We start from the raw sequence: 26,732 nt of genomic DNA, 5'->3' as shown, positions 1-26,732 counted from the left end.
TGCCGTGAGCAGACCGATCGTCTCTGCCCGCGACCTCACGAAGACCTACAAGGTCTACGCCCGGCCAGTGGATCGATTGATCGAAGGCATGACCCGCCAGACCCGGCACGCACCGTTCCAGGCACTTCGGGGTATTGACTTTGAGGTCGACCGGGGCGAAGGCCTCGGCATCATCGGCGAGAACGGTGCCGGCAAGAGCACGCTGCTCAAGATACTCGCCGGCATCACGGCGCCGACCTCCGGATCGTGCCACCTTGGAGGGTCGGTGGCATCGATTCTCGAGCTCGGATCCGCCTTTCACGGAGAGCTTACCGGACGGCAGAACATCGCTCTCAACGCGGCCATGTTCGGCCTCGACCGTCAACAGGTCATCGAGCACACTCCGGGAATCATCGAGTTTTCCGAGCTCGGCCAATTCGTCGACCAGCCCATCAAGACCTACTCCACCGGCATGGTGATGCGCCTCGGGTTCGCGATCGCCATCCAGGTGAGTCCGGACGTTTTGATTATCGACGAGGCGCTGTCGGTGGGCGACGGCTACTTCCAGAAGAAATGCATGGTCCATCTCAAGAGCTATGTCGAGGGCGGCGGCACGCTCCTGATCTGCTCGCACGCGATGTACTACATTTCCGCCTTCTGCCGACGGGCTCTGTGGCTCAATGGGGGGCGGATCGAGGCCCTTGGACCGACTCAGGACGTCGTTCCCCGTTACGAAGCGTTCCTGGATGCCAAAAGCAGTCGAGCCGAGGAGGGCAGAGAGGTCGTCGAAGCGACTCCTGAATCGCCGGCGCGAATCACCGATGTCCGACTCTCGACCGGAGCCGAGTATCGACAGGGGGATCCATTGGAACTCGAGATCGACTGGCAGACCGAGGATCCGAGTCTGGAATTCCACGTCTGTGTCGGTCTCAACCGACCGGACGAAGTGGAGGTGGCCTCGTTTCTCTCGCACCGGGACGGTGTCGAACCCTGGACCGGAAGCACACGACACTCGGTGCGGCTCGAAATTCCAGAGCTGCCGCTTGTCAAGGGCACCTTCAAGCTCTATATCTTCCTGCTCGCAGAGGACGGGCTTCACATATATGACACCCGCATCATCGAGGACGCCTTCGCGGTATCCTATGACGAATACCCCTTCGGAATATGCAAAATACGGCATAGCTGGGGCCCCAGGGATGAGCGATGACCGGTGATCAAAAGTATGGCGATCGGTGGAGGGCGAGTCCCTTCATCCACGTGGCGAGCGGCGGTTTGTACAACCCTCACACCGGACGCGGCATCCCCGCCGAGGACCCGCGGTACGCCGGGCTGCGCCAATTCGCATTGAGCGGTGAGCTCATCGCAGACCTCGATCCGACTCAGAAACAACTGGCCAATGAGGGATGGTTGGTGCCGGAGAACGAGGATCTCTCTCGTGCCTACCGTATTCGCTGGGTCTCGCTGGAGGCCCACTCCGTCTGCAACCAACGCTGCTTTTTCTGCCCGGTGTCGGTGGCGCCTCGCGAACAATATTTCATGCCCACAGAACTCTACGAGCGGATCATCGCTGAGATCGCCGACCTCGACCAACCGATCGAGGTCGTGGCAATGATCCAATACAACGAGCCGACACTCGATCGTCGATTCGTGAGCCAGGTAAAGACCATCAAGGATGCCGGGCTACCGCCAGCCGTACTTTCGAATGGATCGGGGCTGACGCCCGACAAGGTCGATGCACTGGTCGAAATCGGCGGTTTGTCGTACTTCTCGGTCAACCTGTCGACCCTGGATCCGGAGCGTTACGCCAGGGACCGGGGCCGCAATCACCTCGAACGGGTGCTTGCGAATCTGGACTATGCCAAGGATAAGAGGATCGCGGACGAGATGGTCATTGTAGTTCTCGGAGTCGATGAAGAGCAGCACGCCCGGGACTTCAAGGAAATCACAGAACGATTCGCGGGCTCGAACTTCGTCGTTCAAGATTTCGAGGCAAACGATCGTGCGGGATACCTCGACGTCGGACTCGCGGCAGAGGGACGCGACCTGATGGTTCGCGGATGTGATTACATGGGCTCGCGGCCGATCGAACATGTCCATATTACGGCAGCGGCGAACATCGTCCTCTGTTGCCAGGACTACGAGGAGAGCTGGGTCCTCGGTAACCTGAAGAATCAGAGCCTGCGCGAAATCCTCGACGGCGAAGCATTCGCCCGGGCGCGTCGCCAGGTGTACGGGATTGAAGCCCCACCTGAGGACTTCATCTGCGACAACTGCAGGTACGCTCTTCGGCGTTGAGGCGACCCGATGACGACGCCTCTATCCGTGGCTTACCTCCTCGAAGACACCGTGCTCTTCGGAGGCGTCAAGGTCATCCTCAACCAGGCCAACCTGTTGGCCGAACGCGGACATCGAGTCGCGGTGATATCGCTCGGACCGGCGCCGGATTGGATGACGATCAATGCCGATTTCCAGCAGGTCGGAGATTTCGACCAACTCGGAACGGTTCACGCCGACGTCACTGTAGCCACCTACTGGACCACAATCGCTCCAGCGATGAAGATCGCGAGAGGAGAGGTCGCTCACTACTGTCAAGGTTTCGAGGCCACGTACACTCACAACACCGCTGACCACCCGGCGATCATCGACGCCTACCACCATCCGATTCCCGCGTTCGTGGTCTCGCCCCACCTCGGCCAGCTGCTCGAGGAAATGTTCGACCGGCCCTCACGCCTCGTTCTGCAGCCACTGGAATCTTTCTGGAGGGTCGCCTCGAAGTCCAAACGACAGCCTGCCGCCATTCCACGGATTCTTGTCGTCGGACCCTGGGAGGGGGACTGGAAGGGTGTGGCGACCGCGCTCGACGCCTTCGGCCACATGCGCCGAGCCGGGCGGGATCTCCGCCTGGTCCGCCTCTCTCAGTACCCGATTACCGACGAGGAACATTCGCGCCTGCTCGCGGACGAATATCACCACCACCTCGCGCCCGAAGAAGCCGCTTCATTGGTCGCCGGATGTGATCTGTTGCTTGCCCCATCGTGGGAACAGGAGGGATTCGGCCTTCCGGTTCTCGAAGCGTTCGCCTCGGGCATTCCGGTCGTAGCCTCCGATATCTCTTGTTTCCAATCTTTTGCTTCGGAGGCAGCAACGCTCGTACCGGCTCACGCAGCCGAAGCGTTCGCGAATGCCGGCTCGGCGATTCTCGACGATCCGGCGCTATGGCAGCGCCGCAGAATCGCGGGATTGCAGGTGGCGGCACGGTACTCTCCGCAGCGGGCCGTCGAGTCCGCGGAGGAAGCGCTTCGATGGGTTGCCACCGGAGCGTGGCGGAACGAATAAAAACTCACGAAATGTGAATCACGAGGTAGAAACCGTGCGTCGACAGGCTCTCGGCGTCGATCTCGACGCTATCCGGCAGCCCGTCCAGCCATTCGGGCGGTTCGGTTGATTGTGGGATGATCTCAAAATCGTGCAGCCCCGCAGCGTGGAGCATGTCCTCGAGGGTACGACGCGTGAAGAACCGGTAGTGAGTCGAACACAGAAGACCGACCGGCAAATAGTCCCAGCGCCCGGCAAGCAGGTCCTCGACAATCGAATGGTGGCCAACGTTCGGCACCGACAGAACGGCACGCCCGCCCGGTCGAATCCACCGCCGAAGGCGTTCGAAGAAGACTTCGCCTTCAGTCAGGTGCTCGAAAAGCTCGCAGGCCACGACCACGTCAAAATTTTCTCCCGGATCAATTCTGAGCACATCGCCGACAATCACTCGGTGTAGGCGTTCCGCGGCAGCTCGAGCCACCACTGGATTGAGCTCGATTCCTGTGACTCTGCAACCGATCTGTTCTTGGATGAATGCACCCGTGGAACCCCGCCCACAGCCCACCTCGAGGACGTCACGGCAATCTTTGCCCAGGAGCGGCAGTATGTCATCTCGAACCTCGCCGTAGTAATCGATGAACTCGTGGCAGAGCCCCGCCACCACAGGTTCAACCGGAAGATCATCGCCACTCAGTATCGACGCCGGTGACGGGTGATCCAACCGGGAAACGACTGGCTGCGAGACGAGCATCGCCGGGTACGGCGCTTTTGCAGCCTCCAGATTCCGGGCGCGCGAAAGAGCGGCTTCTTCCGCTCTTTCGATTCCTCTAAGGGTTCTGATCCGGTGGAGATCCGGCAGACCGGACTCCGCGAGTCGATGCGGAACGACGGCAGTAACCCCGGCCTCGATAGCCTGACGCATCGCCCCCAGCGTTCGTCGACCTACCAGGCTACGCTCACCGACGATCAGAAGTGGGGCTTCCGCACCGAGCGAAAACAGATCATCGACCGTCTCGACTTCGTCCCAGACCTGTTCGGCCTGTGCTCTCACCCACCCCTGGAGCCATCGAAACTCGGGCGCTTCCCTGAATTCGGGGCTCCAGTCGATGGCCAGCACGATACGAGAACTCGTTTTCATTGCGTCACACCAGATCCGCGTCCGCCATCGTGGTGTACACCCCTCCTGGAGCGAAGGATTCCGCCTTGAGGTCTTCGCTCAAAAACTTCACGACTCGCACGACTCCACTCGGGTCTGGCCTGCTCTCGAATCCGAATACCTCGAGCCACCGCGCCGCTTCCGGATCTCCGTCCAGCCACAGTTCTTCGCGTTCGGCGCCGGTCTGCTCCGCAAGCCCGCGAGAAAGAAGGTCGACCAGCTCGAGGGACCCCGGCCGGCCGTCCCACACCAGCTCGACCCATCGAATGACGCCTCCGTCGGCTCGAAAGGCAACGAATGCGGCCGGGGCGGACGACCATCGGGGCCGCACAATGAACCGATGGTAGCGCACCGTCGGATGCCCCGTGAGACGTCGCCTCACGTGATTGCCGTCGCGCACCACCGACACCGGGTAGCGGTTGCTCGCACGCGCCCACAGCCTGTCGACGATCGAGTAGTGCTCCCCGACGAGCCGCGCGCTGAAGAGCCTCGAGGCCGCCGACCTGCCGGCCGGGCGGCGATGCCGGGTGAGCAGCGGGATCCTCCGAGGCGACACCGAATCCCATTGCGCCCGGGCAACCATGTGACTGATGGCACGCCCCCCGGTGAATCCGTAGAGCAGTGACGCACCGAATTCGTCGGCGGCTAACTCAGCGAACCGTTCCATCACCTGCTGCCACGCTCCACGCCACTCGGGGTTCCGCTCGGCGGCTGCCAGAGAGAAGGTATCGGCACCCTGGATCGCCAGAGTTTGCTGGCCATAGACCTGGTAATCAGCAGCAACGCCACCGTTGTGGGCGGCCAACTGTTGACCGTCCCACGCAGCCACGATCGGGTACGGGGGATCGCCTGCCCGGTACTTCCACGCCCACTCCTGGACGCTCCTTTGCTTGCCGAACGCTCGGTTGAATCCGTCATTGATGGCCTGCTCGTCACCATCGCGGTAAAGGCGGACCACCGGCTTCATCAGATACGCCTCCCGACATCCGCCAGAGTCAGGTAGGCCCCCTCGACAAATGCGGAGACGTCGACATCCGGCGCGATCGACCTGGCCGAAACGATTGGAACCGGCAGCGAGTCGTCGCCTGCGAATCCTCGCTTCGCCAACAAGGCAAGGCCCTCGGCGTCACCCACCATCCACACCTCCTCGTGATTGGCTCCCAGCTGTCCGGCCAGGCGGCCGGAGAGATTCGCCAGCAGCTCCAGAGCACCCGGGTGGTCATGGTCCCACACGAGATCCACCCAGCGACAGCGGGACCGTTCACCGGCGAGGACGCCGAAGGCGACAGCGTGGCTGGAGAATCTCGGGCACACGATGAATCGATGGTGGCGGACCGTCGGATGACCCGCGAATCTCCGCAGAGCGTACTCCGCGTCGCGTACCGCCGCGTTCGGATACGAACCTCGCGCTCGCCGCCAGAGCTCGTCGAGCCGCGGCTCCCAGTCCCGGGCGGGCTCCGCCCGATATCTCAGGTGAATGCGTGATGCTGGTACGAAACGCTCACGAACAAACGCCTGCGAGCATCGATCGGATCGGCTCACGAACCCGGGGATGTGTGCAATATCGGGAAAATGCGACGAAACAACCAGGGCGCATCGACCATCCGTGCCAAACACCTTGACCAAGCAATCGACCGCCTTGCCGGCCACCTCATCGGTTTCCGCGACAAGATGCCGAATCTCTATCGCCGGCCACTCTCGGCCGTTGATCTCGACCTGCAGCCGCGCTCCACCGCACACGGCTGTCACTTCACCGGCTTCCTCGCCCACCACGATGCTGCGGCCGGGTTCCTCGTACGGATGGAGCCAGGCCCACTCATCGAGTGTGCAGCGGATGCTGCCCTGCTCGTTCAGGAGTTCGAGGATCGAGGCCTCGTCCCCTTCCCGGTAGGGGCGGAACTGAAGATTCTCGAAGCTCATGAAGGTTTCCACGTCCACGCGCGGTCGATCTTCCACCGTCCTCCGGGGCGCGACGCTGTAGCGACCACCCAGCGCCAGGCCCGACAGAAATCGACGAAATCTGGCGGCAGCGACGGTGATCTGACGACCCCGAGAGCAGGCATCAGGTGGGGGTTCGGCGAGGCCAGCCAGAGGTCGTTCTCGATTTCGGGGGGTGAGCCGCCCTGGACGAGCCGAATGGGCTTCAACGGACTCCGGTGGTGACGGCCGCCGGACCCCAGAACTCGCCGCCACACGGGGCTGTAGTTTCGCTCCACGAAACGCCGGCGCGAGCGTTCCTCCTGTCCGACTTCTCCATTGTTTTGCCCGGTGGCGTGGCCCCAACGATGTTGGACCCTGGAGGTGCCGACCAGTGCCAGCCGCGCACCGCGGCGACGTGCCCTCCACAACCACTCCGTCTCCTCGTAGTAAAGAAAATAACCCTCATCGAATGGTCCGAAACGGTCGAGCGTCTCCCGGGTGACCGCAAGCAGTGCGCCGCGCAGGCAGGCGACGTCTCGTGCACCATCAGCCGTCCACAGCCGCCACTCCCGGTCGAGTGAAAGCGGCAGACCGGCCAACCACGCTCGCGGCGAGCGCCGTCGGACGGCGCGCACGAGCTCGGCGTGAGGCGCCGGGTCTTCAGCCGCCGGCAACAGGACCTCACCGTCCTCGTCCCAGACGAATTGCGGACCAACGACGTCGTAGCCCAAGCCGAGAGCGTCGAGGAGGGCGGCAAGACTTCCCTCGAAGAAGCTGATGTCCGGGTTGGCCAGCAGCAACATTTCTCCCGTGGCTGCCCGGGCGCCCGCGTTCAATCCGGCGGCATAACCACGATTCGGCAGCTCGAGCACACGATCAACCCCGGCAGCCCGGACCCGGTCGAGCTCGGCCGGATCCTCTGAGTGCTCCACCGCAATGATTTCCGTCTCGACGCCGGCCGTCGCTGCCTCGCGCCGAAAGCTTCCGACACACCCCGGAAGCACACGGGATGACCGATGGCAGACAATGACGAGCGAGACGTCCATTTCTCGAACGGAACCTACCACAGTGGGGTCAGGAGGTTGGCGCGTCCAGCTCCGGAAAAGAAATCAGCTGGAGCCGGCGCATGGACCGAATATACGCCCCGAGTCGTTCCTCGAGCTGATCGCAGCTGTCCGGGAAGGCGTCGCGCATCGCCAAAGCAAGGGTCCTCATTTTGGTCGTGCCGTCGAGCCGCCTCCAGGCGAAGCTGCCAATCTCGTCGAGCCTGATTCGCCGCGGGGCCATCATCCAGCTGACCCGGCGGAAGATACCGTTGAGTCCATCGATCGGCGGTCGGGGACGGTCGATGATCACCCGGCCGTCCTCACGCTCGAGCCAGACAGCGCACCGGACCGGCGCCAGCTCGAGCAGATCGATTGCCCGCGTGACCCTGGCCTTTCGCCCAGGTCTAAGCATCGTTACCGCCGCTGCCCATTCTGCTCAACGGCAGCCACACCAACAGAACCAGAAGCAGGGGATACACCAGGAGGCCGCCCCAGAAGCTGTTGGCGAGGTGCGGCAGCAGGTGTTCGGTCTCCGCCATGCCAAGCTTGGCCTGTTCGTAGAGGACGACGAACGCAAGCAAAACGGCCATCAGGGATTGGCCGGCGATCAGTCCCGAAGAAACCAGAATTCCCGAGTTTTCGGCCCGGGTCCGTTGTTCGTCGGTGGCATCCTTCTTCTTCAGGAACCAGTCGAGAATGGAACGGATGACACCCCCGGCGAACACCGCCGAGGTGGTCGAAAACGGCAGGTACATCCCGACCGCGATCAGCATCGGTGCCGGAGCCTTGATGAGGATGAGGGCCACACCGAGGAGCATTCCGACGATGACCAGCGGCCACGCCATTTCGCCGCCGACGATGCCCTGAGCCATCAGGGCCATCAGCCCGGCCTGCGGCGCCGGTAGCTCGGCGGAGCCGATGGTATACGCCTGGTTGAGGACCATCAGGAGCACCGGCAACGCAATGGCTGCCGCGACCACGCCGACGATCTCACCAACCTGCATCTTCCATGGGGTGCCGCCGAGAATGTGGCCGACCTTGAAGTCCTGCATCATGTCGCCCGCAACGCCAGCCGCACAACACACCACGCCTGCAACGCCGAGAACTGCTGCCACCCCAGCGATCCCGGTGACGCCCATCAGCACCATGAGCACCGCTGAAATGACGAGCGCGGACAGCGTCAGACCGGAGATGGGATTGTTGGAATTGCCAACCAATCCGACCAGGTATCCGGCCACCGCCGCGAAGAGGATTCCCAGGATCAGCATCACGACCGTGAGCACGAGGGCGCCGCCGGTCGACTCGGAAAAGTATTGGTAGAGCAGGAACATCGGGATTGCCATCACGCCGATTGCCACCAGGACCCACTTGAGGTTGAGATCCCGCTCGGTACGATCGACTTCAGCCGAAGCATCGCCGCTGCGGAACACGGCCAGGACCTTTCGGATCCCGTCCATCAGCGACTCACGCAAACTGTAGAGGGTGTAGAACGCAGAGACGATCATCGTGCCCACTGCGAGCGGCCTGATCTGTTTGAACCAGACCTCCACTGCAAGGTCCGCATACCCGGTGTCGGCACCGAGAGCCGCGAGATCTGGATTGAGGAAGAGAGCCAGCGGCACCAGCACCAGCCATCCGATGACGGCGCCGCAGAAGAGCACTGCCGAGATCCTGAGGCCGACGATGAAGCCGACGCCCATGACCATCGGCGATGCCTCCGGTGTCGACAGCAGCATGCCCCCGGTGTACTCGATCCTGCGTCCGAGCAGATCGATGGTCGAGCGACCGAACTGGACGAAGTGGGATGCCTTGTCTTGAATCAGCTGCACGCCGGCGTCGTTCTTGATGAACTCCCACACAGCGGCAATTCCCATTGCGCCGAAGACGAGGCCTGCACCTGTCTGGCCCTTCTGCCCAGCCTTCACGATTTCGGCAGCGGCAACGCTTTCAGGAAAAGGAAGCTCGGCCTCAACCACCAACGGACGACGGAGGAGGATCACGAAGAGAACGCCGAGCACCCCACCGATACCCATGATCATCATCGCGTCCTGCAGGTTGAACTCGGGCCAGGCACCGGAGATCACGAAGGCGGGAATCGTAAAGATGGCGCCCGCCACCAGGGATTCACCGACCGACGCGGTGGTTCGCGCCAGGTTCTCCTCGAGGATGTTGCCGCCGAAGATCCGCAACGCAGCCATCGCCACGACCGCCGCCGGAAAGGTGGCGGCCACCGTCAATCCCACTTTCATGCCGAGGTAAGCGTTGGCGGCACCGAGCACAATCGCCATCACAACACCGAGGAACAAGGCCTTGAAGGTCAGCTCCGGCATGGTCGATTCGTCCGGGACGTAAGGTACGAAGGGCTTCTCCGCCATTAGCGCCTCCCTATTTTTGAGCGCAATGATTCTAGCCTATCCATACGCGTCGCCAGATGCTAGATGCTGGATGCTGGATGTTGGATGTTGGATGTTGGATGTTGGATTCGGCGAGCCGATCGAAGCATCCGTGACGAATTCAAGAGATGGGCGTCCAGATCCAATATCGAAAATCAAATATCGAACATCCTGACACTGGGTGGGCGGATCGAGTATCTAGAATCGAGAATTGGGCGGACGGAAGGGGCGCTACTCCCGCAGCTTCTGCTCCAACAGCTCCCCCGCGATCCGCATCAGCTGGCTCTCGGTCAGGACGCCCACCAGGTGGTCGTCTTTGACCACCGGCATGCACGCCCAACCGTTTTCGCGCATGACGGCGATCGCATCCACTGTCGGCGTTTCCGGGGTTACGGTTACCGGATCGTGTTGCATGATGTCGCTCACCGGCATCGGGTCGTCGCGCTCTTCCGGGTGATAGGTGCCGATCAGACTCAGCAGCTTGCGCTGGGAGACCATTCCGACCAGTCGATTTTCGTCGTCTTCTACCATCACGTGACGGATGTTCTTCCAGACCATGAGGTTCGCGACGAGATCGACTGGCTCGTGTTGGTTGACGGTGACGATATCGGTGTCCATGCAGTGCTCGACCGTCGAATAGCTCTGCTTCCATCCCGCACCCTCTTCGAGACGAGCAAGCTCCCATGTGTGAACCGGGTTGCCCTCGCGCTGCCGATCCGCCATCGCCGCAGTGATCGCCGACAGACGTTCCGCCATCGGCCCCTGATCGGTAAGATCGGCCATCGATTGCAGCTGCCACTGGGAGCCGGTGCATCTCGCACCGACCCGCTCTTCGATCACGCCGAGGTAGAGCTCGATGTTCTCGGAGTCGAGTCCCGCGGTTTCGAGGCCTTCACGGGCCATCGGCAGGAACTCCTCGAGAAGCAGATCGTCGACCGGCGCAGGGTCCCTGCCGCACCACGCCAACTGAGAGTCGATGCCGTGCCTGGCGGCGGCCAGGAAATTGCTTCGGGCGTCGTCGAACGACATGTGCTCAGAGATATTTCCGTAGCGCTCGAGGACGCCGCTGATGAGGCCGAACCAAAAGGCTGCATTCGAAATTTCGTCGCGTGGCGTGGGACCGGCCGGCAAAATCCGGTTTTCGATTCTCAGGTGAGGCTTGCCGTCCGATATGCCGTAGCAAACACGGTTCCACCGATAGACGGTGCTGTTGTGCAGGCGCAGGGCCTTCAGGCTCGGCGCACGTCCGCTCTCGAGCTCCTCGAACGGATCGTCTTCGATGTCCGTCGAAATGAGGGCACGGAAGCGGGTGATGTCCTCCTGAAAAATCTCCAGCGCCGACGACTCGACCCAATGGCGGCCGAAGCTCACGCGAGGTGTCTGCTCGCGCAGGTGCGGCGTGGTTCGCCGGGTGTCGATCGACTGCTGGAAGAGGCCGATGCGGGTTTCGGCCCAAAGCCGTTTGCCGAACAGCATCGGCGAGTTGGCGCACGCCGCGAGCAGAGGGCCCGCAACCGCCTGGGCGGCGTTGTAAAGTTTCGCGAACTCATCCGGCGAGACCTGGAAATGTACCTGGAAGCTGGTGTTGGCGGCCTCGACCAGGATCGAGTCGTGGTGCAGGTGAAGCTCGTCAAGCCCCTGGAGGTAGAACTCGTAGGCGCCCCCTCGGAGACGGTTCATCGCATCGTTGAGTGCGTAGTAGCGCGGGTTGGGAGTCATGTTGATGAACTCGAGATCGGTCTTCTTGAGGGTCGGGAGGATGCCCGTCATCACGACGTCGCCACCGCAGCTCCGCGCGGCCTCACGCACCCTGCCCAACAGCTCTCCAAGCTGCCACTCCATGTCGCGCAGGCAGGAGCCACCGAACACGTGTGGATCGAGGTTGAACTCGAGGTTGAACCGGGCCAGTTCCGTCGTGAAGTGAGGGTCTTTCACGGCCTCCAGAACCTCGGTTGCAATCGGCGCGGGCCGCCAGAGGGAGTCGACCAGAAAGAGCTCCTGTTCGGCGCCGATTCGCCGCACGCCGGTTTCGAACCGCCCCTCCTCGAGCATTCTTTCGAATGCGCGGACATCTTTCAGGAGGTGCCGTAGAAAGACCCGTATCTCCTCGGCCTTCGACTGCTCACGTACGTCCTGCTCGCCCATTGCTGCTATCGGGACTCCTTCTTCCTCGGCAGCATTGTACTCCGAGCGTGAGGCCTCCGCTCGCGGCTCGAACCCGAGCCCGTGCGTGCTTTCATATTCGAACAAATGGCCGACATCGCCACCCCCTCGTGTCAGTGGATTTCACATTTGAAATTGTCCAATGTTAGAGCACGTCACCCAAAGATATGATAATAATATTATCAAATAAGTCAGAAAAATACTTGACAAATCAATACTCAGATATTATCTTATCTATAGGCCTCACGGGCCTTTCCAAGGAGGAAAACTCGATGAACGGGCAGAATCAATACACAGTGAAAGCGTCTGAAGCCTTGCAGGAGGCGTTCACCTCGGCCGGCGCCCGTGGCAACCCCGAGGCGACACCGACGCATTTGCTTCTCGCGCTGATGCAGCAGGAGAACGGGGTCGTACCCCGCCTGCTGGCCAAGGTCGGAGTCCCGGCCTCACAGTTCGAAGCCGAGCTCAAAGAGGCTCTTGATCGCCTTCCGGCCGCCGAGGGCGGTGCTGAACCACAGCCCTCACGCAGTCTTCGCCAGGTCCTGGACCAGGCGAAGAAGCTCGCACCCCAGTTTCAGGACCAGTACGTTTCGGTCGAGCACCTACTGATGGCGATCGTGTCGGTGGCGGATTCGGCTGCAGCACGCGCACTGCAGGTGCACGGAGTGACCAAGGAGTCTCTCCTTTCGGCGATCCAAGATCTACGGGGATCACATCGCGTCACCGATGCCAACCCAGAAGACAAGTACGAAGCACTCGCGAACTATGGGCGCGATCTCACCGAGCTTGCCAAGAACGGAAAGCTCGATCCGGTGATCGGCCGCGACGACGAGATTCGTCGTGTGATGCAAGTGCTGACTCGGCGCACGAAGAACAACCCGGTGCTCATCGGAGAGCCCGGCGTCGGCAAGACGGCGGTCGCCGAAGGCCTTGCCCAGCGGATCGCTTCCGGCGACGTGCCTGAGATTCTCAAGAACCGGCGCATCGTTTCGCTCGACATGGGAGCCCTGATCGCGGGCGCCAAGTATCGCGGAGAGTTCGAGGACCGGCTCAAGGCGGTGGTCAAAGAAGTTGTCGACTCGGATGGCGAGGTCATTCTCTTCATCGACGAGCTCCACACCCTGGTTGGTGCAGGCGCCTCCGAGGGCGCGATGGATGCGGCCAACATCCTGAAGCCGGCGCTAGCCCGAGGAGAGCTGCGTGCCATCGGAGCCACGACCCTGTCTGAATACCGTAAGTACGTCGAAAAAGACGCGGCACTCGAGCGGCGATTCCAACCGGTGATGCTGGACGAGCCGACGGTCGAGGAGACCATCGCCATCCTGCGTGGACTCAAGGAGAAGTACGAGGTCCACCATGGAGTCCGGATTGCGGACACCGCCTTGGTCGCGGCGGCGGCGCTCTCCAACCGCTACATCACCGACCGGTTCCTGCCGGATAAGGCCATCGACCTGGTCGACGAAGCCGCGTCCAGACTGAGAATCGAGATCGACTCGATGCCGACCGAGATCGACCAGCTCGATCGGCGTGCACTCCAGCTCGAGATCGAGAAACGAGCGCTGGCCAAGGAGAAGGACAAGAGCTCGAAGGAACGGCGAGCCGCCATCGAAGAGGAGCTGGGTGGGCTCAAGGAACAGATCAGCGGGCTCAAGGCCCAGTGGCAGAAGGAGAAGGAGCTCATCTCCAAGCTCCAGGAGCTCAAAGAGCGCCTCGAAGAGACCCGCGAGGCGGCCGATCGCGCCGAACGCGACGGTGACCTCGAGCGTGCCGCCCAGCTTCGTTACGGCGAGTTGGTGGATCTCGAGCAGGAACTCGAACAGGCATCGGAAGCCCTCAAGGCACACCAATCGGAGCACGGCACGATGCTCGCGGAGGAGGTCGCCGAGGAGGACATCGCCCGCGCAGTCTCGAAGTGGACCGGAATTCCGGTTTCACGCCTGCTCGAGGGCGAGAAAGACAAGCTCCTTCACATGGAAGATCGTATCGCCGAGCGGGTAATCGGGCAGGAGGACGCAGTGACTGCGGTGGCCGCGGCGGTGCGCCGTGCCCGCGCCGGGCTCAAGGACCCGAACCGGCCGATCGGCTCATTCCTGTTCCTCGGCCCGACCGGTGTCGGCAAAACCGAGGTGGCTCGCGCCCTGGCCGAATTCCTCTTCGACGACGAGCGCGCCATGGTCCGCATCGACATGTCCGAGTACATGGAAAAGCACTCGGTTGCGCGCCTGATCGGCGCCCCTCCGGGATACGTGGGTTACGACGAGGGCGGGCAGCTCACCGAGGCGGTGCGCCGGAGACCGTACTCCGTGCTCCTCTTCGACGAGATCGAGAAGGCCCACCCCGACGTCTTCAACGTGCTCTTGCAGGTGCTCGACGAAGGCCGATTGACCGACGGCAAGGGGCGAACCGTGGATTTCCGCAACACCGTGGTTATCATGACCTCGAACATTGCATCGAGCATCATTCAGGAGCTGCCGGAATCGGAGCGCGACCGGATGACGACCCTGGTCGAGGCGGAGCTCAAGCAGCACTTCCGGCCGGAGTTCCTCAACCGGATCGATGAGATCCTGATCTTCCACCGTCTCTCCGAAGAGGACGTCCAGAAGATCGTCCACATCCAGCTCGAAAATCTGAACAAGCTTCTGGCGGATCAGGGCCTGAAGGTCGAGGCGACCGACGCCGCAGCCAAGCTCCTAGCACACGAGGGCTTCGATCCGGATTTTGGCGCCCGACCGCTCAAACGCACCATTCAGCGTCTGGTCCAGGACCCTCTGGCACGCATGGTACTTGCAGGCGAGCTTATGCCGAATGCGAGCATTTTGCTGGACGACGAGGGTGGAACCCTCGTCCTCCGTGCTTCGGCGCTGACAGCCGACGAAAGTGAAAGTGAGTAACTGCGCGAAATAACCGAGCAACCAGGAAACATCAATCCCCCGGCCCGGCCGGGGGATTTTCTGACTCGGAGAATGAGATATTTCCTCCCACTCCCATCGCGCTCATCTTTTTCAGAAATTGAATCCTACCTCCATTCCGAATTCCGAATTCCGAATTCGAATCAGTTACACTCCCAGGCGTAGTGTCTCTCGAACAGTGAAGACCTCTTCGAAAGGGGAAAGACATGGAACCAGAAGAACCTCGCGTGATCGACATCGGCTCCTTCCGATCCAAGAGGCCCCCAACCAGGGTCATCCTCACCGGAGCACTCATCGTGATCGGTCTGGTCCTCGTGCTCAGCGTCGTGTTCACCATTCAGCCGGAGGAGGTCGGCATCGTTCTCCGCTTCGGGAAATACGTGCGCACCGCAGACCCTGGTCTCAACTTCAAGCTGCCCGCACCCGTCGAAAGCGTTCTCAAGGTTCCGGTGCAACGGCAGCTCAAGCAGGAGTTTGGTTTCCAGACGGTGGAGGCCGGAGTCAAGACGAGGTACTCGGATCGCGATTTCGACTACGAGTCTCTGATGCTCACCGGTGACCTCAACGTCGCCGACGTCGAGTGGATCGCCCAGTATCGTGTGGACGATCCGTACAAATATCTCTTCAGAGTTCGCAACGTCGACAAGACGTTCCGTGACATGAACGAGGCAGTCATGCGGGCGGTGGTCGGTGACCGCTCTGTCGACGAGGTCCTCACCGTCGGCCGCCTCGAGGTCGAGGATGAGTCCAAGCTCAAGCTGCAGGAGCTCTGTGACCGCTATGAGACGGGAATTGTGGTCGATCAGATCGTCCTGCAAAACGTCACACCCCCCGATCCGGTCAAACCCTCGTTCAACGAGGTCAACCAGGCCGAGCAAGATCGCGAACGCGAGATCAACGACGCCCGGGGCGAGTACAACCGCGTCATCCCGAAGGCTCGTGGCCAGGCGGCCCAGATTGTCGAACAGGCACGCGGCTATGCGATCAACCGGGTCAACAGCGCGCAGGGCGACGCGGCACTCTTCGAAGAGGTTTATGCAGCGTATCGACGCGCACCGGAGGTCACCAGACGGCGCATATTCCTCGAGACGATGGAATCGATCTACCCGGCCATGGAGCGCAAGATCTTGCTCGACAATGGTCTCGAAGGAGTGCTTCCACTCCTCCAGCTCACCGGGCCGGAGGTGAAGCAATGAAACAGCTCTCCTTCATCCTGATAGCCGTTCTCGCGTTGCTCGCGGTGGCCGCGATCGGCGGTGCGTTCTTCATCGTCAACGAGGCCCAGCAGGTCATCATCACCCAGTTCGGCAAGCCCGTCGGCGAGCCCATCACGACGCCAGGGCTGAAAATGAAAATGCCGTTCGTCCAGAAGGCCAACTACTTCGAAAAGCGATTTCTCGAGTGGGACGGCAAGCCGAACGAGGTACCGACGAAGGACAAGCGCTTCATCTACGTCGACACCTACGCACGCTGGCGAATTTCAGACCCGCTTCTCTTCTTCCAGCGCCTGCGCGACGAACGCGGTGCCCAGTCCCGTCTCGACGATATCCTAGACGGCGAGACCCGCAACACGATAGCCAAGCATGATCTCATCGAAGTCGTTCGTTCCACCAATCGTGAGTTCGTCGTGTCCTCCGCACTCGAGGAGGGCAGCCACCAGATCATCGCTGGTCGCGTGGCGCTCGAGAAGGAGGTCCTCGATAACGCTTCCAGGCGCACCGACGTGCTCGGCATCGAGATCCTCGACTTCCAGTTCAAGCGGACCAACTACTCGGAGGTGGACCGTCCGAAAGTCTATGAGCGCATGATCTCCGAACGGAAACGGATCGCGGAAGAGTACCGATCCGAAGGAGCCGGTGAAGCGGCGCGAATCCTCGGTGACAAGGACCGCGATCTCCAGCAGATCAACTCGGAAGCCTACCGTGAAGCACAGGAGATCAAGGGTCTCGCCGACGCCGAAGCGGCGGACATTTATGCCCAGGCGTACAACCGGGATCCCGACTTCTACCGCTTCCTGAAGACGATGGAGGTCTACACCCGGACAATGGACGAGGACACCATCTTGTTGCTATCTACTGATGGGGAGTTCCTGCGATACCTGGAACGCGACCGCTAGAGCTCGATGCTGGATGCTGGATGCTGGATGCTGGACGAGTAGATTTTGGATCTTAGATATTAGATATTGGATGTTGGATGCTGTGAGCCGATCGAACCACCGTTGCAGACACTCGGGTATGGGCTTGCAGATCCAAGATCGAAAATCATAAGAGGAATATTCCTAGTGCGTGTGGGAAAGCGGTACCAGAATCCAGGATCTAGCATCTAGCTTCTGCTGACGCTCGGTACTTCTGCTGATGGGCTTACTGTTCCGAGGTCGATTCGAGCCTGCGCATGACGAGCTTGAGATCTTCCCACACGTCCCTCTTCGCCTTCGGGTTGCGGAGCAGGAAAGCGGGATGGAACATCGGCATCAGGGGAACGCCCCGGTAGGACGACCAGCGCCCCCGCAGGGCGCCCATCGGTTTGGCGGTCCCGGTCAGGCGTCTGGAGGCAGGCTTGCCGAGGGCCACCAGGACCTTCGGACGGATGAGATCGATCTGCCGGTCGAGGTAGGCCGCGCAAGCTGCGACCTCGTCTTCCTTGGGGTCCCGGTTGCCGGGCGGCCGACACTTCACGACGTTTGCGATATAGACCTCTTCGCGCTCGAGCCCCATCGCGAAGATCATGCGATCGAGGAGCTTCCCCGCCTGGCCGACAAATGGCCGGCCGGTCCGGTCCTCTTCGGCCCCCGGGCCCTCTCCGACAAACATCACGGCGGCGTTCTCGTCTCCCTCACCAAAAACCACCGATTGGCGATGATCGCTGAGCCGGCACAGGGTGCACCCCGCTGCGGAGGCAGCGAGGTCTTGCAGGGTTTCGCTGTCGGCTTTCGCCGCACCGGAGTCCTTCACCTGCATTTGGGGGGGGACAGGAGGCTGTCGCCAGCCGAGATCACCGAGATAGCGGTTCAGGTCCTTGGCCCGCAAATCATGCCACCTCGCCTACCCTGTTGGTTCGAGCAATCTTCACTCGTGAGGGTCGGGGATCAGTCCTCCTCCTCATCATCCGAATCGTCCGCGTCCGCAAGTTCTTCCTCATCGTCAGACGATCCGTCATCCTCCGCCGAGCCTGGCGTGCGGGCCATTCCGAGCAGGCGCTGCAGCCGTTCGAGCTCGTCATCTCGCTCTTCGTCGTCCTCCACCGGTTCGAGAGTGTCGGCGGTCGGCAACACATCGGGAATTGGCTCGGTCGGCTGCTCGCTGGCGGCATCTACTTCAGCGCGAAACTGTTCCACCAGCGCCTGGCGGTGGGCATCGAGCTCCTCCTGGGTGAGCACACGCCAGGTGACCTCGCCCGCCTCGACATCGTCGCGCGCGACCAGGGTTGGTTTCAGGTGCCGGCTCTCGGAACGCGGCTTGGCACCGTTGATGAGCTGCTCGGCGCGCTGGGATACCACCACGATGTAGCGAAATATTGAGTCAAACTCTTCCGGAAGTTGGATCATTGGGCGAAGTCCTTCTCGAGCGATTCCTGGAACGCCTGGCGAATGGCGTTCAGTTCGGCTTTCATGCGGGTCGGTTTCTGGTGTTCGGCAATGCAGATTCCGAACAGGGCGTTCACCGCCTCCGCGAGACGGTCGTTGATAATAGCATAATCAAACTCTCCGGCGACCTGAAACTCGCGCAGAGCCCATTGCAGGCGCCGTCGGATGGCTTCCCGAGGGTCCTGCCTGCGTTCCTTGAGGCGGGCCTCGAGGACCTCGTATGACGGTGGGTAGACGAAGATCTTGACCACCTCCGGAACCAGGGTCTTGACCTGGTTGGCACCCTGTACCTCGATGTCGAGAAAGACATCACAGCCCGCCGACAACTGCTCCTCCACCGCCCGACGGGAGGTGCCGTAACGGTATCCTGCATACTCCGCCCACTCGAGGAACTCCCCACGCTGCACCATCTGCTCGAAGGTGGCGTCATTCACAAAGTGATAGTCCACGCCATCGGTCTCGGCCGGTCGGGGCGGCCTCGTGGTGTGGGATATCGAAAAATGGCCGACGATGCCGTGCTCCGCCAACCGGGCAATGGTTTCGCGGATCAAGGTCGTCTTGCCGCCGCCCGACGGTGACGAAACGATGAATAGAACTCCGCGTTCCTGGGTTCCCATGCTTCAGCACCTCGCAGCCCGCATTCTACGTCATCGCTCTCCCGGTCCGAGATTCGGCAATCCGGTCTCGTCGTCAGATGGCCACATAAAGGCCTGATTTTTTGCGGGACTGCGGCATCGTCGTCGAGAGCCCCTGACACCGCAGGATGACGCCCCGTCCCCTATCGAGGCCAAGCCGAGGGTCATCCGGGATTCCGATTACGGGATCCGGGTTCCCTAAAACAGGATCCGTTCCACGCCCACTGCGGGGCAAAAACCTCGAAGCCACCGGGCACGTTTCTTGCTTTTTGTTTTTGACAGAGACGAACAATGAGTCGGGACGATCACCTCGAACCTCCGTCGCGGACGCTGGCTTTCGGAACCGAAGATCCGGGCTCCGACCGGCCCCGCGTCGTCATCTTCGAACTCGAGAGCGGGCCGCGAGTGGAAATTCTCGAGCTGCCGGAGTCGGCGACTCTCGGAGATCGCTTCTGCCATAGCGGCACCGAATGGCGGGTCATGGCGACACGCACCGGAGATCGAGTCCTCATCGCTCGTCCAATTACTGCCTGATCCACCACATATCTGTAGAATGTCCCCGTTTCACTCGATACGGGAGATTCATGATGCAACGATTCCGAATCGCCTCGGTGGTCTTGATGACTACACTCGCGGCCTGCGCCACCGGTGGTCTTCACCAGACAGACCTGATGAAGCGGAGCGATCTCACCATCTCGGCGGCAATACTGAAGGTCCAGGTTCGATCGTTGGCCCCTCGGTTCTCCGGTCTCATGGAGGAGGCCGGGGAAGAGGCGCTGCAATTCGAAATGGATCCGCAGGAACGCCGCAACGTCCTCCTCTGGCTGAGCAACGGCATACCTGCGATGCAGCAGGCGCTCTTCCAGCCCGATCCTCTCGCCGCCCTCTTCGACGCCTGGTTCCTGATTGCCCAGCTACGGGACCACTTCGAACGTTCTTTGGAGGGCGGCATGTCGAAGCGGAGCTTCGCGCTCGCAAATCGCGTCCTCGATGACATGGAGGCGGATCTCAAGCGGATTATCGACAACGCCGGGCCGGCCACCAATTACGAGCGCGGCCGGCAGCTGGTGTATGAGAAGTCGAAAGACCACCCTGTGAACGCGAGCTTTGCTTCCCGCCGCGGATCGGCGGCGGATCTCGCCGAGTTCACGACCCAGTCCGGCTGGGGTGCCATGAAATCCCTCGAGACGGTCACCGAGTCGGTCGAAGACCTCGCGATCCGCATCGATCTCAACGCCGAATACCTGCCCAAGATCGCCCGCTGGCAGGCGATGATCTTCCTGATGGATTCAGGATTCGACGCTGCGGCAGAGACGGTCCTCGAGAATCTTCAGTACGTCGAGTTTTTCGCGGCCGAGGTCGAAAGGCTGTCGCCCGTCATCGAGTCGTTCCCGGATTTCGCCTCCAGCGAACGTGTCGCCGTGCTCGAGGCGCTCGACGCCTCCCTGACGAGAACCCTGAGCTTCGTCAACCAGCAACGGGAAATTCTGATGAACGAGGATGTTCGCGCCGAGCGCGAGGCGGTCCTCGCCGCCATCGAAGAGGAGAGGATTGCGGTGTTCGAGGCGATCGCCGAAGAGCGGGCCATCGTCCTCGAGGCGCTCCATGAGGAGCGGGCCGTCATCTTCGAGGACCTGGACGCGCTGATCGACGACGCGTTCAGCCGCGAACTCAACAAGATCTTCGTTCGCGGTCTGCTCCTCATCGGAATCTTCCTCGCGGGGTTCGCGCTTGTCGTCTATCTCGGCCTGCGCGCGCTCAAGACGCGGGAGGAATAGCCCACATGACGACCGGGTCAATCCACTGCGGCTGCGGACGGTAGAACGCACCGTGGCCTCCCCCGAGATCGAGCAAAATCTCGGTGTGGTCGTGTCCACTCGGACTTCTCTCGAACAGGCCTTCACAGGACCCGACGAGCTCATCCGAAGACTCGCGCAGTGACAGCAACCGGCCCCGGGCGACGATCTCGGGGTGCGAATCGAGCCAAGGGCTACAGGCAGCCATGAAGACGAAATTGACGTCGTCCTCCGCCAGCATCGACGAGGCAGCAATGGCAATGCCGCCGCCCTTTGAGAAGCCGACGACCGTGATATGGCCGTCTGGCACATCGGCCTCGAGGAGCTTGCGCACCTGATCGGCGACCCGCGCTGCGTACAGCATCCCGTCGGTGCCCTCGGGCCGCGCCTCTGAAATCACGACGAAACCCTTGTCTGCAAAGACCTCGAGTATTTTTCTGTACTCGTAAACGCCGTACTGCGGATGGGTGGGCCGTTCTCCTTCATGTTCGATGATCGCCCCGTGGAGGTAGATGAGGTACCGGGCGTTGGGGTCATTCTCCGCCGGCACATCAGTGAAGATCCGCGGATTGGCTGCGATCGCCGGGTCCTGCGCGGCACACGCGGATGTCAGCAACGCGAGACACGCCAGAATCGGGCCTGCTTTCCGAATCGTCATGATCCACCTCGATGAAGCATCGTGCACGCTGATTGCGGCACCCGGGCGACGAACACGCAGTGGATGTTGCTCCGTGTATTGATCTGCGGGCCAGAAATCCCCAGACTCCTCGCTTGTCGAGGCTGTCACGCCTTCAACTCCCTGGCGAGGGTCCGCTGGAGGGCCTTGCCATAGGGAGGCTGGAGGCCCAGGAGCTTCCAAAGATTGAGTCGTGGAGACGTGAAGACGGCTCGCGGATGACTGAAGGACTTGAAGCCGTCGACTCCCCGGTACACGCCCATGCCGCTCGAGCCGATACCCCCGAAGGGCAGCTGCTCGATCAGAGCATGGATGAGGACATCGTTGACAGTGACACCTCCGGAAGTGGTTCTCGACAGCACGCGGATTCTTTCCTCTGCGTCATCACCAAAGTAATAGAGACACAGCGGTCGCGGCCTCTCGTTGATGTAGGCGATGACCTCTTCGATAGATCGATAGCTCTTGATTGGCAGAATCGGGCCGAAAATTTCCTCCCGCATCAGCTGTAGCTTGTCGTCCGGTTCGATCACCAGCGTTGGAGCGAGCTTGCGGAGCGGATCATCCGCCAGTTCTTCGTTTGCCGGATTGATCTCCCTCACTTCTGCTCCGGAGCCGCGCGCCTCTTCCACGACCTCCCTGAGGCGAGCATAGTGGCTCTGGTTGACGACAGACGTGTACTCGGCGTTGTCCCTGAGCGACGGGTACATCGACCGGATCTGTTCCTCGACCGCCATAACAAAGTCATTCACGCTCTCGGCGGGCACGAATGCGTAGTCCGGAGCAATGCAAACCTGACCCGCGTTGAGTAGCTTGCCCATCGTCACCCGCAGCGCCGCACGCCCGATATCGGTCGATCGCCCCACGATAACCGGTGACTTTCCACCCAGTTCGAGGGTTACCGGTACGAGATTGTCGGCGGCGGCCCGCATCACGCGGCGACCTACAGATGTTCCACCGGTGAAAAGCAGGTGATCGAAGGGCAGAGCGCTGAAATCCTGCCCGACCTCGGGTCCTCCCGTGCACACCGCGACCTCGGTCTCATCGAAGGTTTGGCCGATCAGTTCTTCCAGGAGCTTGGCAGTTACCGGCGTGTGCTCCGACGGCTTGATCATGGCGCGGTTTCCGGCAGCAAGTGCGCCCGAAAGAGGCAGAAAAACCAGGAACACTGGGAAATTCCACGGACTGATAATTCCCATCACGCCCTTGGGTACATACTCAACATGAGCCCTGCAGCCGAGTGGACCGAACGGGAAGTCCAGTTTCCGTCGCTCAGGCCGCATCCACTGGCGCACACGCTTGCGCGCATATTTCAATGGACCGATGCACGCCGCCGCCTCGGTGAAACGGGACAGGTCGCGAGGGCGGCAACCGTAGTCTTCGGAGAGGGCATCCGCGATTTTTCCCTCGTTACTGGAGAGCAAGTCAATCGCGCGATCCATACGGTCGATTCTCGTGGCCAGCGTCACCGGCAACTCGGCGAGAAACGCCGTTCTTTGGCGATCGAGAAGTGCTTTCATCGATTCGGCTGTCCATGAAGTTGGATTGGTGGCTTCGTCCATAGTCCCGTCTCCTTACATTGGCGCGGAACAGCCGGCCGGCAGACCGGAGTCACGGACAATCCATAACGGCGCGCCATGTTCATCCATTCGATACGCGTTGCTGAACTCTGTTGCAGAGAGGATACAGCAGGCAGGGATGGCCGTCTCACGTGCGGGTCGCTCAGTCTTCGGTATTGTCGAAATCGATCGACGTCTCATACAATACGTGCTACAGGGTCACATGGAGGGGTCGGGAGTCTGGACAATGTCCACCTATACATTTTCCCTCAGGGCGGACGGCGGACGGAACGTCATGTACATCGAACAACGGGGGCTCGCGACAGCCGCCGATTTCGAGGATCTCAAGCGAGCATTTCTCGCCGAGGTCGGCAAGCTCAGCCCGGGGTTCGCAATCATCAACGATCAGCGCGAACTCGAGCCCTACGGGGACGAGGCCATGGAAGTGGCCAAGGAACTCGTCGAAATCACTAACCAGTACCAGGCATCCAGAGTGATTCGCATCGTGCCGGCCGATCTGCTCTCCACCGTCCAGCTTTCATCGACCCTGATTTCCGGCAGAAGCCGTTACACCTCGATCCGCGTGGCAACGCCGGAAGAAGCCGAGGAGGCGCTCGAGGCGCTCTCGGATCACTGATTCCCTCCGACGGCCCTCGACGCAACCGGACGCATCCCCGAACGAGCCGGACTACGGATTCAAAGGAGTCGATTCCACCGAATCCGACTGGTTGCCAAAAAGGGCTACTCAACGAGTAACCCTCGTCAATCCATCGTTTAGAACCGCCAGCCTACGCCGGCGCCAAAGACCCACGGGTCGATGTCGACGCCGATCGTTCCCAGGGCGTCACTTCCGGCCATGACGTCGACGTCCGTTCCGATCTTGATGTACTTGAGGTCGACGTTGATCAAGAGGTTGTCCCCGAGGTTGAAGTTCATACCGATGTTTCCGGCGAGACCGAAGGACTCGTCAAACTCCAGATCGGTGACGCCGAGCCCCGCAAGATCGGCGGAGAGGTCGTAGCTATAGAACAGGGTGAAGTTCACTCCGCCCCCGAAATAGAGGTCGAAGAGACCACCGGGAAGGGGATGGAACTGAAGCACCGCGGTCGGCGGCAGGACCTTGACGTCCCCAAGAGAGGCTCCAGCGAGGTCGCCGCCCGCGGCGGAAAGATCGTGTCCGGTTGTAGCGGCGATGACCTCGAGACCCAGGCGTTTGCTGAACATATAGGTGACATCCACCTCGAGGGTTGTGGCCGAGTCGACCCCGACCTCGCCGCCGAAGCTCAGAATCGGCCCGCTCGATTCGTTCGGCGAAACGTTGATGACCCTGGCGCGCAGGATCCAGTCTCCATCTCCCGCGTTCGCCGCCACCGGCATGGCGATCAACGCGACGACTACAACGATCAGTGCCTTTGTCCTCATCGGTTCTTCCTCCCCTTTCGAAATTTCAGTACGAGGGCGCGGCCCGGGTTCAGCACCCCAGGGTACGCGGCCAGGATTCACGATGAATATGATTCTACGGCGAAATTCTACTACAGAGATTTCGAAAAAGCACCTCTGAGATGCAGCATTTTTTTGAGATTTCGTCTTTTTCCGACACCCTCCTACAGCGTATCCGAGCACTGCGTCGGTGTGGTTCGGAAGAGTCCAAACGGGCCGGGAAGAGCCGACGCAGACAAGCTCAGAATGAAGAACCCAGCATCACGGTGTCGCCCCATTCCAAGAGAATGCAGCATCTCTCGGTGTTTTTGGTGAGCCAAGTCATCGCTGAGGCGCGTACGCGCCACGCCAGCCGCGGCCCTAGGGCACCTCTCGCATGTGGTCCGAGTAGGGGTCTCGGGGCGGTGCCGGCGGTATCTCAGCGGGGTAACCCATCGCCAACAGGGCAACGACGGTTTCGCCTTCATCGACTCCGAGGACGCCTCGCACCGGCGGCGCCACCCCCAGGGACAGCCAGACCGCGCCGACGCCCTCGTCCCAGGCCGCGAGGCACATGTTGTGGACAGCGACCGCCGTGCTCAGCGGATTTTCCACCTTCTCGAGATCGTCGGACCCGTGACGCGAGAGGACCGCCACCATGAACGGCGCACCGCCGAAGTCCTCTTTGAGATTGGAGATGCTCCTTCTCTTAGGCTCCGGCAGGTCCGGGTCCGCCAGCATCTCCTCGGCCTTCGCGCGGAAGATGGAGAGTAGTTTTGCCCGCGCCTCCGGGCCGACGACGACGAACTCCCAGGGCTGGGCATTGGCGTGCGACGGCGCCCACATGGCGGCCTCGAAGATGGCGGCCAGAGTGTTTCCTGGGATGGCGTCCGGTTTGAACCGACGTACGGTCCGCCGTTGCTTGAGATGATCGTGGATGTCCATTGCAACCTCCCGCTCGTCCTGCCACCAGCCTACCCTGTCCGGAACACGGACGCCACGTATCGTTGTTCGACGTTTATGGCGCCTCACAAATGGTGCAGCATTGGCGCAGCCGACCCCGATGCGGACGCATTTTCTCAATACCATCTAGAAGGTATCCGGGGCCGATCCGGAACTCACCCATCCAGCAACTGCATCGCCTCTTCTGGATATCGGGTGCCGACTGCCATATCTTTCGGTATGACCAGGTCGATTTCCGCAAGCTCTTCCTCGCTCAGCGTGATCTCAGCCGCGGCCGCATTCTCCTCGAGGCGCTTGCGGCTCCGAGTGCCGGGGATCGGTGCCACGTCCGGCCCCTGCGCCAGAACCCAGGCGAGGGCCAGCTGTGCGGGCGTGCATCCTTTGGCGGCCGCAAGTTGCTCGACTCGGTCCACGAGCTCGAGGTTCTTGCCGAAGTTTTCGCCCTGAAAGCGCGGCATGAAACGTCGCCAGTCGTCCTCATCCAAATCGTCGAGGCTCTTGATGGCCCCGCTGAGGAAACCCCGACCGAGGGGACTGTAGGCGACGACACCGATGCCGAGCTCGCGACAGACGGGCATGATCTCGGCCTCGATATCACGACTCCACAACGAGAGCTCTGACTGTAACGCCGCGATCGGGTGGACCTCGCTGGCGCGGCGAAGGGTATTCGCTCCAGCTTCCGACAGGCCGAGGTGACGCACCTTGCCGGCGGTCACCAACCCAGCCATTGCACCAACGGTTTCTTCAATCGGTACCGCCGGATCCACTCGATGCTGATAATAGAGGTCGATGTGATCCACGCCGAGCCTTTGAAGGCTGTTGTCGCAGGCCTCGCGCACGTACTCCGGACGGCCGCTCACACCGAGAAAGCCCCCGTCCTCGCCACGAAGAACGGCGAATTTGGTCGCCAACACGACTTTGTCACGACGGCCTTCGAGGGCCTTGCCGACAAGTCGCTCGTTGCCACCAGAACCGTACATATCCGCCGTGTCCCAGAATTTCACACCGATATCGATGGCGTGGTGCAGCACGGCGACCGATGCAGCGTCGTCGCCCGATCCGTAGAACTCCGACATGCCCATGCAGCCGAGCCCGACCGCTGACACTTCGAGGCCATCCCGGCCCAGGGTGCGTGATTGCATATCTGCCTCCTCATGGAGAATTTGGTGTCTATTCTGCAACAGTGCGGATGGGGCAGGTATTCTGACTGGATCACCACCGGC

General features: G+C 61.3%; 24 protein-coding genes. 9 read left to right on the top strand and 15 right to left on the bottom strand.

What is annotated here, in order from left to right; all coding sequences use genetic code 11:
• Positions 1 to 4: 4 nt before the first annotated feature.
• Genes LJE93_10590 through LJE93_10580 form a run of 3 tightly spaced genes read left to right on the top strand, consistent with a single transcriptional unit; the run spans position 5 to position 3,315 of the window.
• Entirely contained in the window at positions 5 to 1,186 is a 1,182-nt protein-coding gene (locus LJE93_10590; protein ID MCG6949348.1) for an ATP-binding cassette domain-containing protein, read from the top strand.
• Entirely contained in the window at positions 1,183 to 2,274 is a 1,092-nt protein-coding gene (locus LJE93_10585; GenBank protein ID MCG6949347.1) for a radical SAM protein, read from the top strand. The genes LJE93_10590 and LJE93_10585 overlap by 4 nt, the downstream gene beginning before the upstream one ends.
• Before the next feature lie 9 nt (positions 2,275 to 2,283).
• Positions 2,284 to 3,315, top strand: coding sequence for a glycosyltransferase (locus LJE93_10580; GenBank protein ID MCG6949346.1), 1,032 nt, complete (start codon positions 2,284 to 2,286; stop codon positions 3,313 to 3,315).
• Positions 3,316 to 3,319: 4 nt separating this feature from the next.
• On the opposite strand, the gene LJE93_10575 is transcribed toward LJE93_10580, so the two are convergent.
• From LJE93_10575 to LJE93_10545, 7 genes are all read right to left on the bottom strand, one after another.
• Positions 3,320 to 4,432 carry a class I SAM-dependent methyltransferase gene (locus LJE93_10575; protein ID MCG6949345.1) on the bottom strand — a complete coding sequence of 371 codons (1,113 nt, stop codon included), beginning with the start codon at positions 4,430 to 4,432 and terminating at the stop codon, positions 3,320 to 3,322.
• Positions 4,433 to 4,436: 4 nt separating this feature from the next.
• On the bottom strand, positions 4,437 to 5,417 hold the full coding sequence (locus tag LJE93_10570; GenBank protein ID MCG6949344.1) for a GNAT family N-acetyltransferase: 981 nt from the start codon (positions 5,415 to 5,417) through the stop codon (positions 4,437 to 4,439).
• The gene (locus tag LJE93_10565; protein ID MCG6949343.1) at positions 5,417 to 6,370 is read right to left on the bottom strand and encodes a hypothetical protein; all 954 of its coding nucleotides are present in this window, start codon (positions 6,368 to 6,370) and stop codon (positions 5,417 to 5,419) included. Before LJE93_10565 ends, LJE93_10570 begins: the two co-directional genes overlap by 1 nt.
• Positions 6,367 to 7,416: a glycosyltransferase gene (locus LJE93_10560; GenBank protein ID MCG6949342.1), complete on the bottom strand. Its 1,050-nt coding sequence runs from the start codon at positions 7,414 to 7,416 to the stop codon at positions 6,367 to 6,369. Before LJE93_10560 ends, LJE93_10565 begins: the two co-directional genes overlap by 4 nt.
• Before the next feature lie 28 nt (positions 7,417 to 7,444).
• Positions 7,445 to 7,828: a PqqD family protein gene (locus LJE93_10555; GenBank protein ID MCG6949341.1), complete on the bottom strand. Its 384-nt coding sequence runs from the start codon at positions 7,826 to 7,828 to the stop codon at positions 7,445 to 7,447.
• Positions 7,821 to 9,791 (bottom strand): oligopeptide transporter, OPT family, encoded by a 1,971-nt coding sequence (locus LJE93_10550; GenBank protein ID MCG6949340.1) that lies wholly within the window; start codon positions 9,789 to 9,791, stop codon positions 7,821 to 7,823. Before LJE93_10550 ends, LJE93_10555 begins: the two co-directional genes overlap by 8 nt.
• Before the next feature lie 249 nt (positions 9,792 to 10,040).
• Positions 10,041 to 11,954 (bottom strand): CBS domain-containing protein, encoded by a 1,914-nt coding sequence (locus tag LJE93_10545; GenBank protein ID MCG6949339.1) that lies wholly within the window; start codon positions 11,952 to 11,954, stop codon positions 10,041 to 10,043.
• Positions 11,955 to 12,244: 290 nt separating this feature from the next.
• Between LJE93_10545 and clpB the strand changes: the two genes are divergently transcribed.
• From clpB to hflC, 3 genes are all read left to right on the top strand, one after another.
• The gene (gene clpB, locus LJE93_10540) at positions 12,245 to 14,863 is read left to right on the top strand and encodes an ATP-dependent chaperone ClpB (GenBank protein ID MCG6949338.1); all 2,619 of its coding nucleotides are present in this window, start codon (positions 12,245 to 12,247) and stop codon (positions 14,861 to 14,863) included.
• 224 nt (positions 14,864 to 15,087) lie between these two features.
• Positions 15,088 to 16,077, top strand: coding sequence for an FtsH protease activity modulator HflK (hflK, locus tag LJE93_10535; GenBank protein ID MCG6949337.1), 990 nt, complete (start codon positions 15,088 to 15,090; stop codon positions 16,075 to 16,077).
• On the top strand, positions 16,074 to 16,997 hold the full coding sequence (gene hflC / locus LJE93_10530) for a protease modulator HflC (GenBank protein MCG6949336.1): 924 nt from the start codon (positions 16,074 to 16,076) through the stop codon (positions 16,995 to 16,997). Before hflK ends, hflC begins: the two co-directional genes overlap by 4 nt.
• A 244-nt stretch (positions 16,998 to 17,241) precedes the next feature.
• Here hflC and LJE93_10525 read toward each other — a convergent pair whose 3' ends face one another.
• From LJE93_10525 to gmk, 3 genes are read right to left on the bottom strand one after another with little or no spacing between them, the layout of a single operon-like run.
• The gene (locus LJE93_10525; protein MCG6949335.1) at positions 17,242 to 17,907 is read right to left on the bottom strand and encodes a uracil-DNA glycosylase; all 666 of its coding nucleotides are present in this window, start codon (positions 17,905 to 17,907) and stop codon (positions 17,242 to 17,244) included.
• A 59-nt stretch (positions 17,908 to 17,966) separates the two neighbouring features.
• Positions 17,967 to 18,425, bottom strand: coding sequence for a DNA-directed RNA polymerase subunit omega (locus LJE93_10520; protein ID MCG6949334.1), 459 nt, complete (start codon positions 18,423 to 18,425; stop codon positions 17,967 to 17,969).
• The gene (gmk, locus tag LJE93_10515; protein MCG6949333.1) at positions 18,422 to 19,081 is read right to left on the bottom strand and encodes a guanylate kinase; all 660 of its coding nucleotides are present in this window, start codon (positions 19,079 to 19,081) and stop codon (positions 18,422 to 18,424) included. Before gmk ends, LJE93_10520 begins: the two co-directional genes overlap by 4 nt.
• A 309-nt stretch (positions 19,082 to 19,390) precedes the next feature.
• On the opposite strand from gmk, the gene LJE93_10510 reads away from it, so the two are divergent.
• Together LJE93_10510 and LJE93_10505 are read left to right on the top strand one after the other, a co-directional pair.
• Positions 19,391 to 19,633 carry a hypothetical protein gene (locus LJE93_10510; GenBank protein ID MCG6949332.1) on the top strand — a complete coding sequence of 81 codons (243 nt, stop codon included), beginning with the start codon at positions 19,391 to 19,393 and terminating at the stop codon, positions 19,631 to 19,633.
• 53 nt (positions 19,634 to 19,686) lie between these two features.
• Positions 19,687 to 20,877, top strand: a complete 1,191-nt coding sequence (locus LJE93_10505; GenBank protein ID MCG6949331.1) for a hypothetical protein — start codon at positions 19,687 to 19,689, stop codon at positions 20,875 to 20,877.
• On the opposite strand, the gene LJE93_10500 is transcribed toward LJE93_10505, so the two are convergent.
• Both LJE93_10500 and LJE93_10495 read right to left on the bottom strand, forming a co-directional pair.
• Positions 20,858 to 21,553 (bottom strand): alpha/beta hydrolase, encoded by a 696-nt coding sequence (locus tag LJE93_10500; GenBank protein ID MCG6949330.1) that lies wholly within the window; start codon positions 21,551 to 21,553, stop codon positions 20,858 to 20,860. The genes LJE93_10505 and LJE93_10500 overlap by 20 nt on opposite strands.
• Positions 21,554 to 21,678: 125 nt before the next feature.
• A complete protein-coding gene (locus tag LJE93_10495; protein MCG6949329.1) occupies positions 21,679 to 23,130 on the bottom strand; it encodes a coniferyl aldehyde dehydrogenase in 1,452 nt (483 codons plus the stop codon).
• Between the two features lie 244 nt (positions 23,131 to 23,374).
• On the opposite strand from LJE93_10495, the gene LJE93_10490 reads away from it, so the two are divergent.
• Positions 23,375 to 23,764, top strand: coding sequence for a hypothetical protein (locus LJE93_10490; GenBank protein MCG6949328.1), 390 nt, complete (start codon positions 23,375 to 23,377; stop codon positions 23,762 to 23,764).
• Positions 23,765 to 23,901: 137 nt separating this feature from the next.
• Here LJE93_10490 and LJE93_10485 read toward each other — a convergent pair whose 3' ends face one another.
• The 3 genes from LJE93_10485 to LJE93_10475 form a co-directional block, all read right to left on the bottom strand.
• Positions 23,902 to 24,549 (bottom strand): outer membrane beta-barrel protein, encoded by a 648-nt coding sequence (locus tag LJE93_10485; GenBank protein MCG6949327.1) that lies wholly within the window; start codon positions 24,547 to 24,549, stop codon positions 23,902 to 23,904.
• 378 nt (positions 24,550 to 24,927) lie between these two features.
• Positions 24,928 to 25,491 carry a nitroreductase gene (locus LJE93_10480; protein ID MCG6949326.1) on the bottom strand — a complete coding sequence of 188 codons (564 nt, stop codon included), beginning with the start codon at positions 25,489 to 25,491 and terminating at the stop codon, positions 24,928 to 24,930.
• A 173-nt stretch (positions 25,492 to 25,664) separates the two neighbouring features.
• Positions 25,665 to 26,651: an aldo/keto reductase gene (locus tag LJE93_10475; protein MCG6949325.1), complete on the bottom strand. Its 987-nt coding sequence runs from the start codon at positions 26,649 to 26,651 to the stop codon at positions 25,665 to 25,667.
• Between the last annotated feature and the right edge of the window lie 81 nt (positions 26,652 to 26,732).

The organism is Acidobacteriota bacterium, assembly GCA_022340665.1.
In the GTDB taxonomy this organism is placed as follows: domain Bacteria; phylum Acidobacteriota; class Thermoanaerobaculia; order Thermoanaerobaculales; family Sulfomarinibacteraceae; genus Sulfomarinibacter.
This window is presented reverse-complemented; position numbering and strand designations above follow the sequence as displayed.

Bases quoted from the DNA above. Each gene is read 5' to 3' on its own strand.
- LJE93_10480 (MCG6949326.1), bottom strand. From the start codon at position 25,491: ATGGACATCCACGATCATCTCAAGCAACGGCGGACCGTACGTCGGTTC.
- hflK (MCG6949337.1), top strand. From the start codon at position 15,088: ATGGAACCAGAAGAACCTCGCGTGATCGACATCGGCTCCTTCCGATCC.
- LJE93_10585 (MCG6949347.1), top strand. From the start codon at position 1,183: ATGACCGGTGATCAAAAGTATGGCGATCGGTGGAGGGCGAGTCCCTTC.
- LJE93_10575 (MCG6949345.1), bottom strand. From the start codon at position 4,432: ATGAAAACGAGTTCTCGTATCGTGCTGGCCATCGACTGGAGCCCCGAA.
- LJE93_10510 (MCG6949332.1), top strand. From the start codon at position 19,391: ATGAGTCGGGACGATCACCTCGAACCTCCGTCGCGGACGCTGGCTTTC.
- LJE93_10580 (MCG6949346.1), top strand. From the start codon at position 2,284: ATGACGACGCCTCTATCCGTGGCTTACCTCCTCGAAGACACCGTGCTC.
- LJE93_10500 (MCG6949330.1), bottom strand. From the start codon at position 21,553: ATGACGATTCGGAAAGCAGGCCCGATTCTGGCGTGTCTCGCGTTGCTG.
- gmk (MCG6949333.1), bottom strand. From the start codon at position 19,081: ATGGGAACCCAGGAACGCGGAGTTCTATTCATCGTTTCGTCACCGTCG.
- LJE93_10505 (MCG6949331.1), top strand. From the start codon at position 19,687: ATGCAACGATTCCGAATCGCCTCGGTGGTCTTGATGACTACACTCGCG.
- LJE93_10490 (MCG6949328.1), top strand. From the start codon at position 23,375: ATGTCCACCTATACATTTTCCCTCAGGGCGGACGGCGGACGGAACGTC.
- LJE93_10475 (MCG6949325.1), bottom strand. From the start codon at position 26,651: ATGCAATCACGCACCCTGGGCCGGGATGGCCTCGAAGTGTCAGCGGTC.
- LJE93_10485 (MCG6949327.1), bottom strand. From the start codon at position 24,549: ATGAGGACAAAGGCACTGATCGTTGTAGTCGTCGCGTTGATCGCCATG.
- LJE93_10550 (MCG6949340.1), bottom strand. From the start codon at position 9,791: ATGGCGGAGAAGCCCTTCGTACCTTACGTCCCGGACGAATCGACCATG.
- LJE93_10570 (MCG6949344.1), bottom strand. From the start codon at position 5,417: ATGAAGCCGGTGGTCCGCCTTTACCGCGATGGTGACGAGCAGGCCATC.
- LJE93_10560 (MCG6949342.1), bottom strand. From the start codon at position 7,416: ATGGACGTCTCGCTCGTCATTGTCTGCCATCGGTCATCCCGTGTGCTT.
- LJE93_10520 (MCG6949334.1), bottom strand. From the start codon at position 18,425: ATGATCCAACTTCCGGAAGAGTTTGACTCAATATTTCGCTACATCGTG.
- clpB (MCG6949338.1), top strand. From the start codon at position 12,245: ATGAACGGGCAGAATCAATACACAGTGAAAGCGTCTGAAGCCTTGCAG.
- LJE93_10545 (MCG6949339.1), bottom strand. From the start codon at position 11,954: ATGGGCGAGCAGGACGTACGTGAGCAGTCGAAGGCCGAGGAGATACGG.
- LJE93_10565 (MCG6949343.1), bottom strand. From the start codon at position 6,370: ATGAGCTTCGAGAATCTTCAGTTCCGCCCCTACCGGGAAGGGGACGAG.
- hflC (MCG6949336.1), top strand. From the start codon at position 16,074: ATGAAACAGCTCTCCTTCATCCTGATAGCCGTTCTCGCGTTGCTCGCG.
- LJE93_10555 (MCG6949341.1), bottom strand. From the start codon at position 7,828: ATGCTTAGACCTGGGCGAAAGGCCAGGGTCACGCGGGCAATCGATCTG.
- LJE93_10495 (MCG6949329.1), bottom strand. From the start codon at position 23,130: ATGGACGAAGCCACCAATCCAACTTCATGGACAGCCGAATCGATGAAA.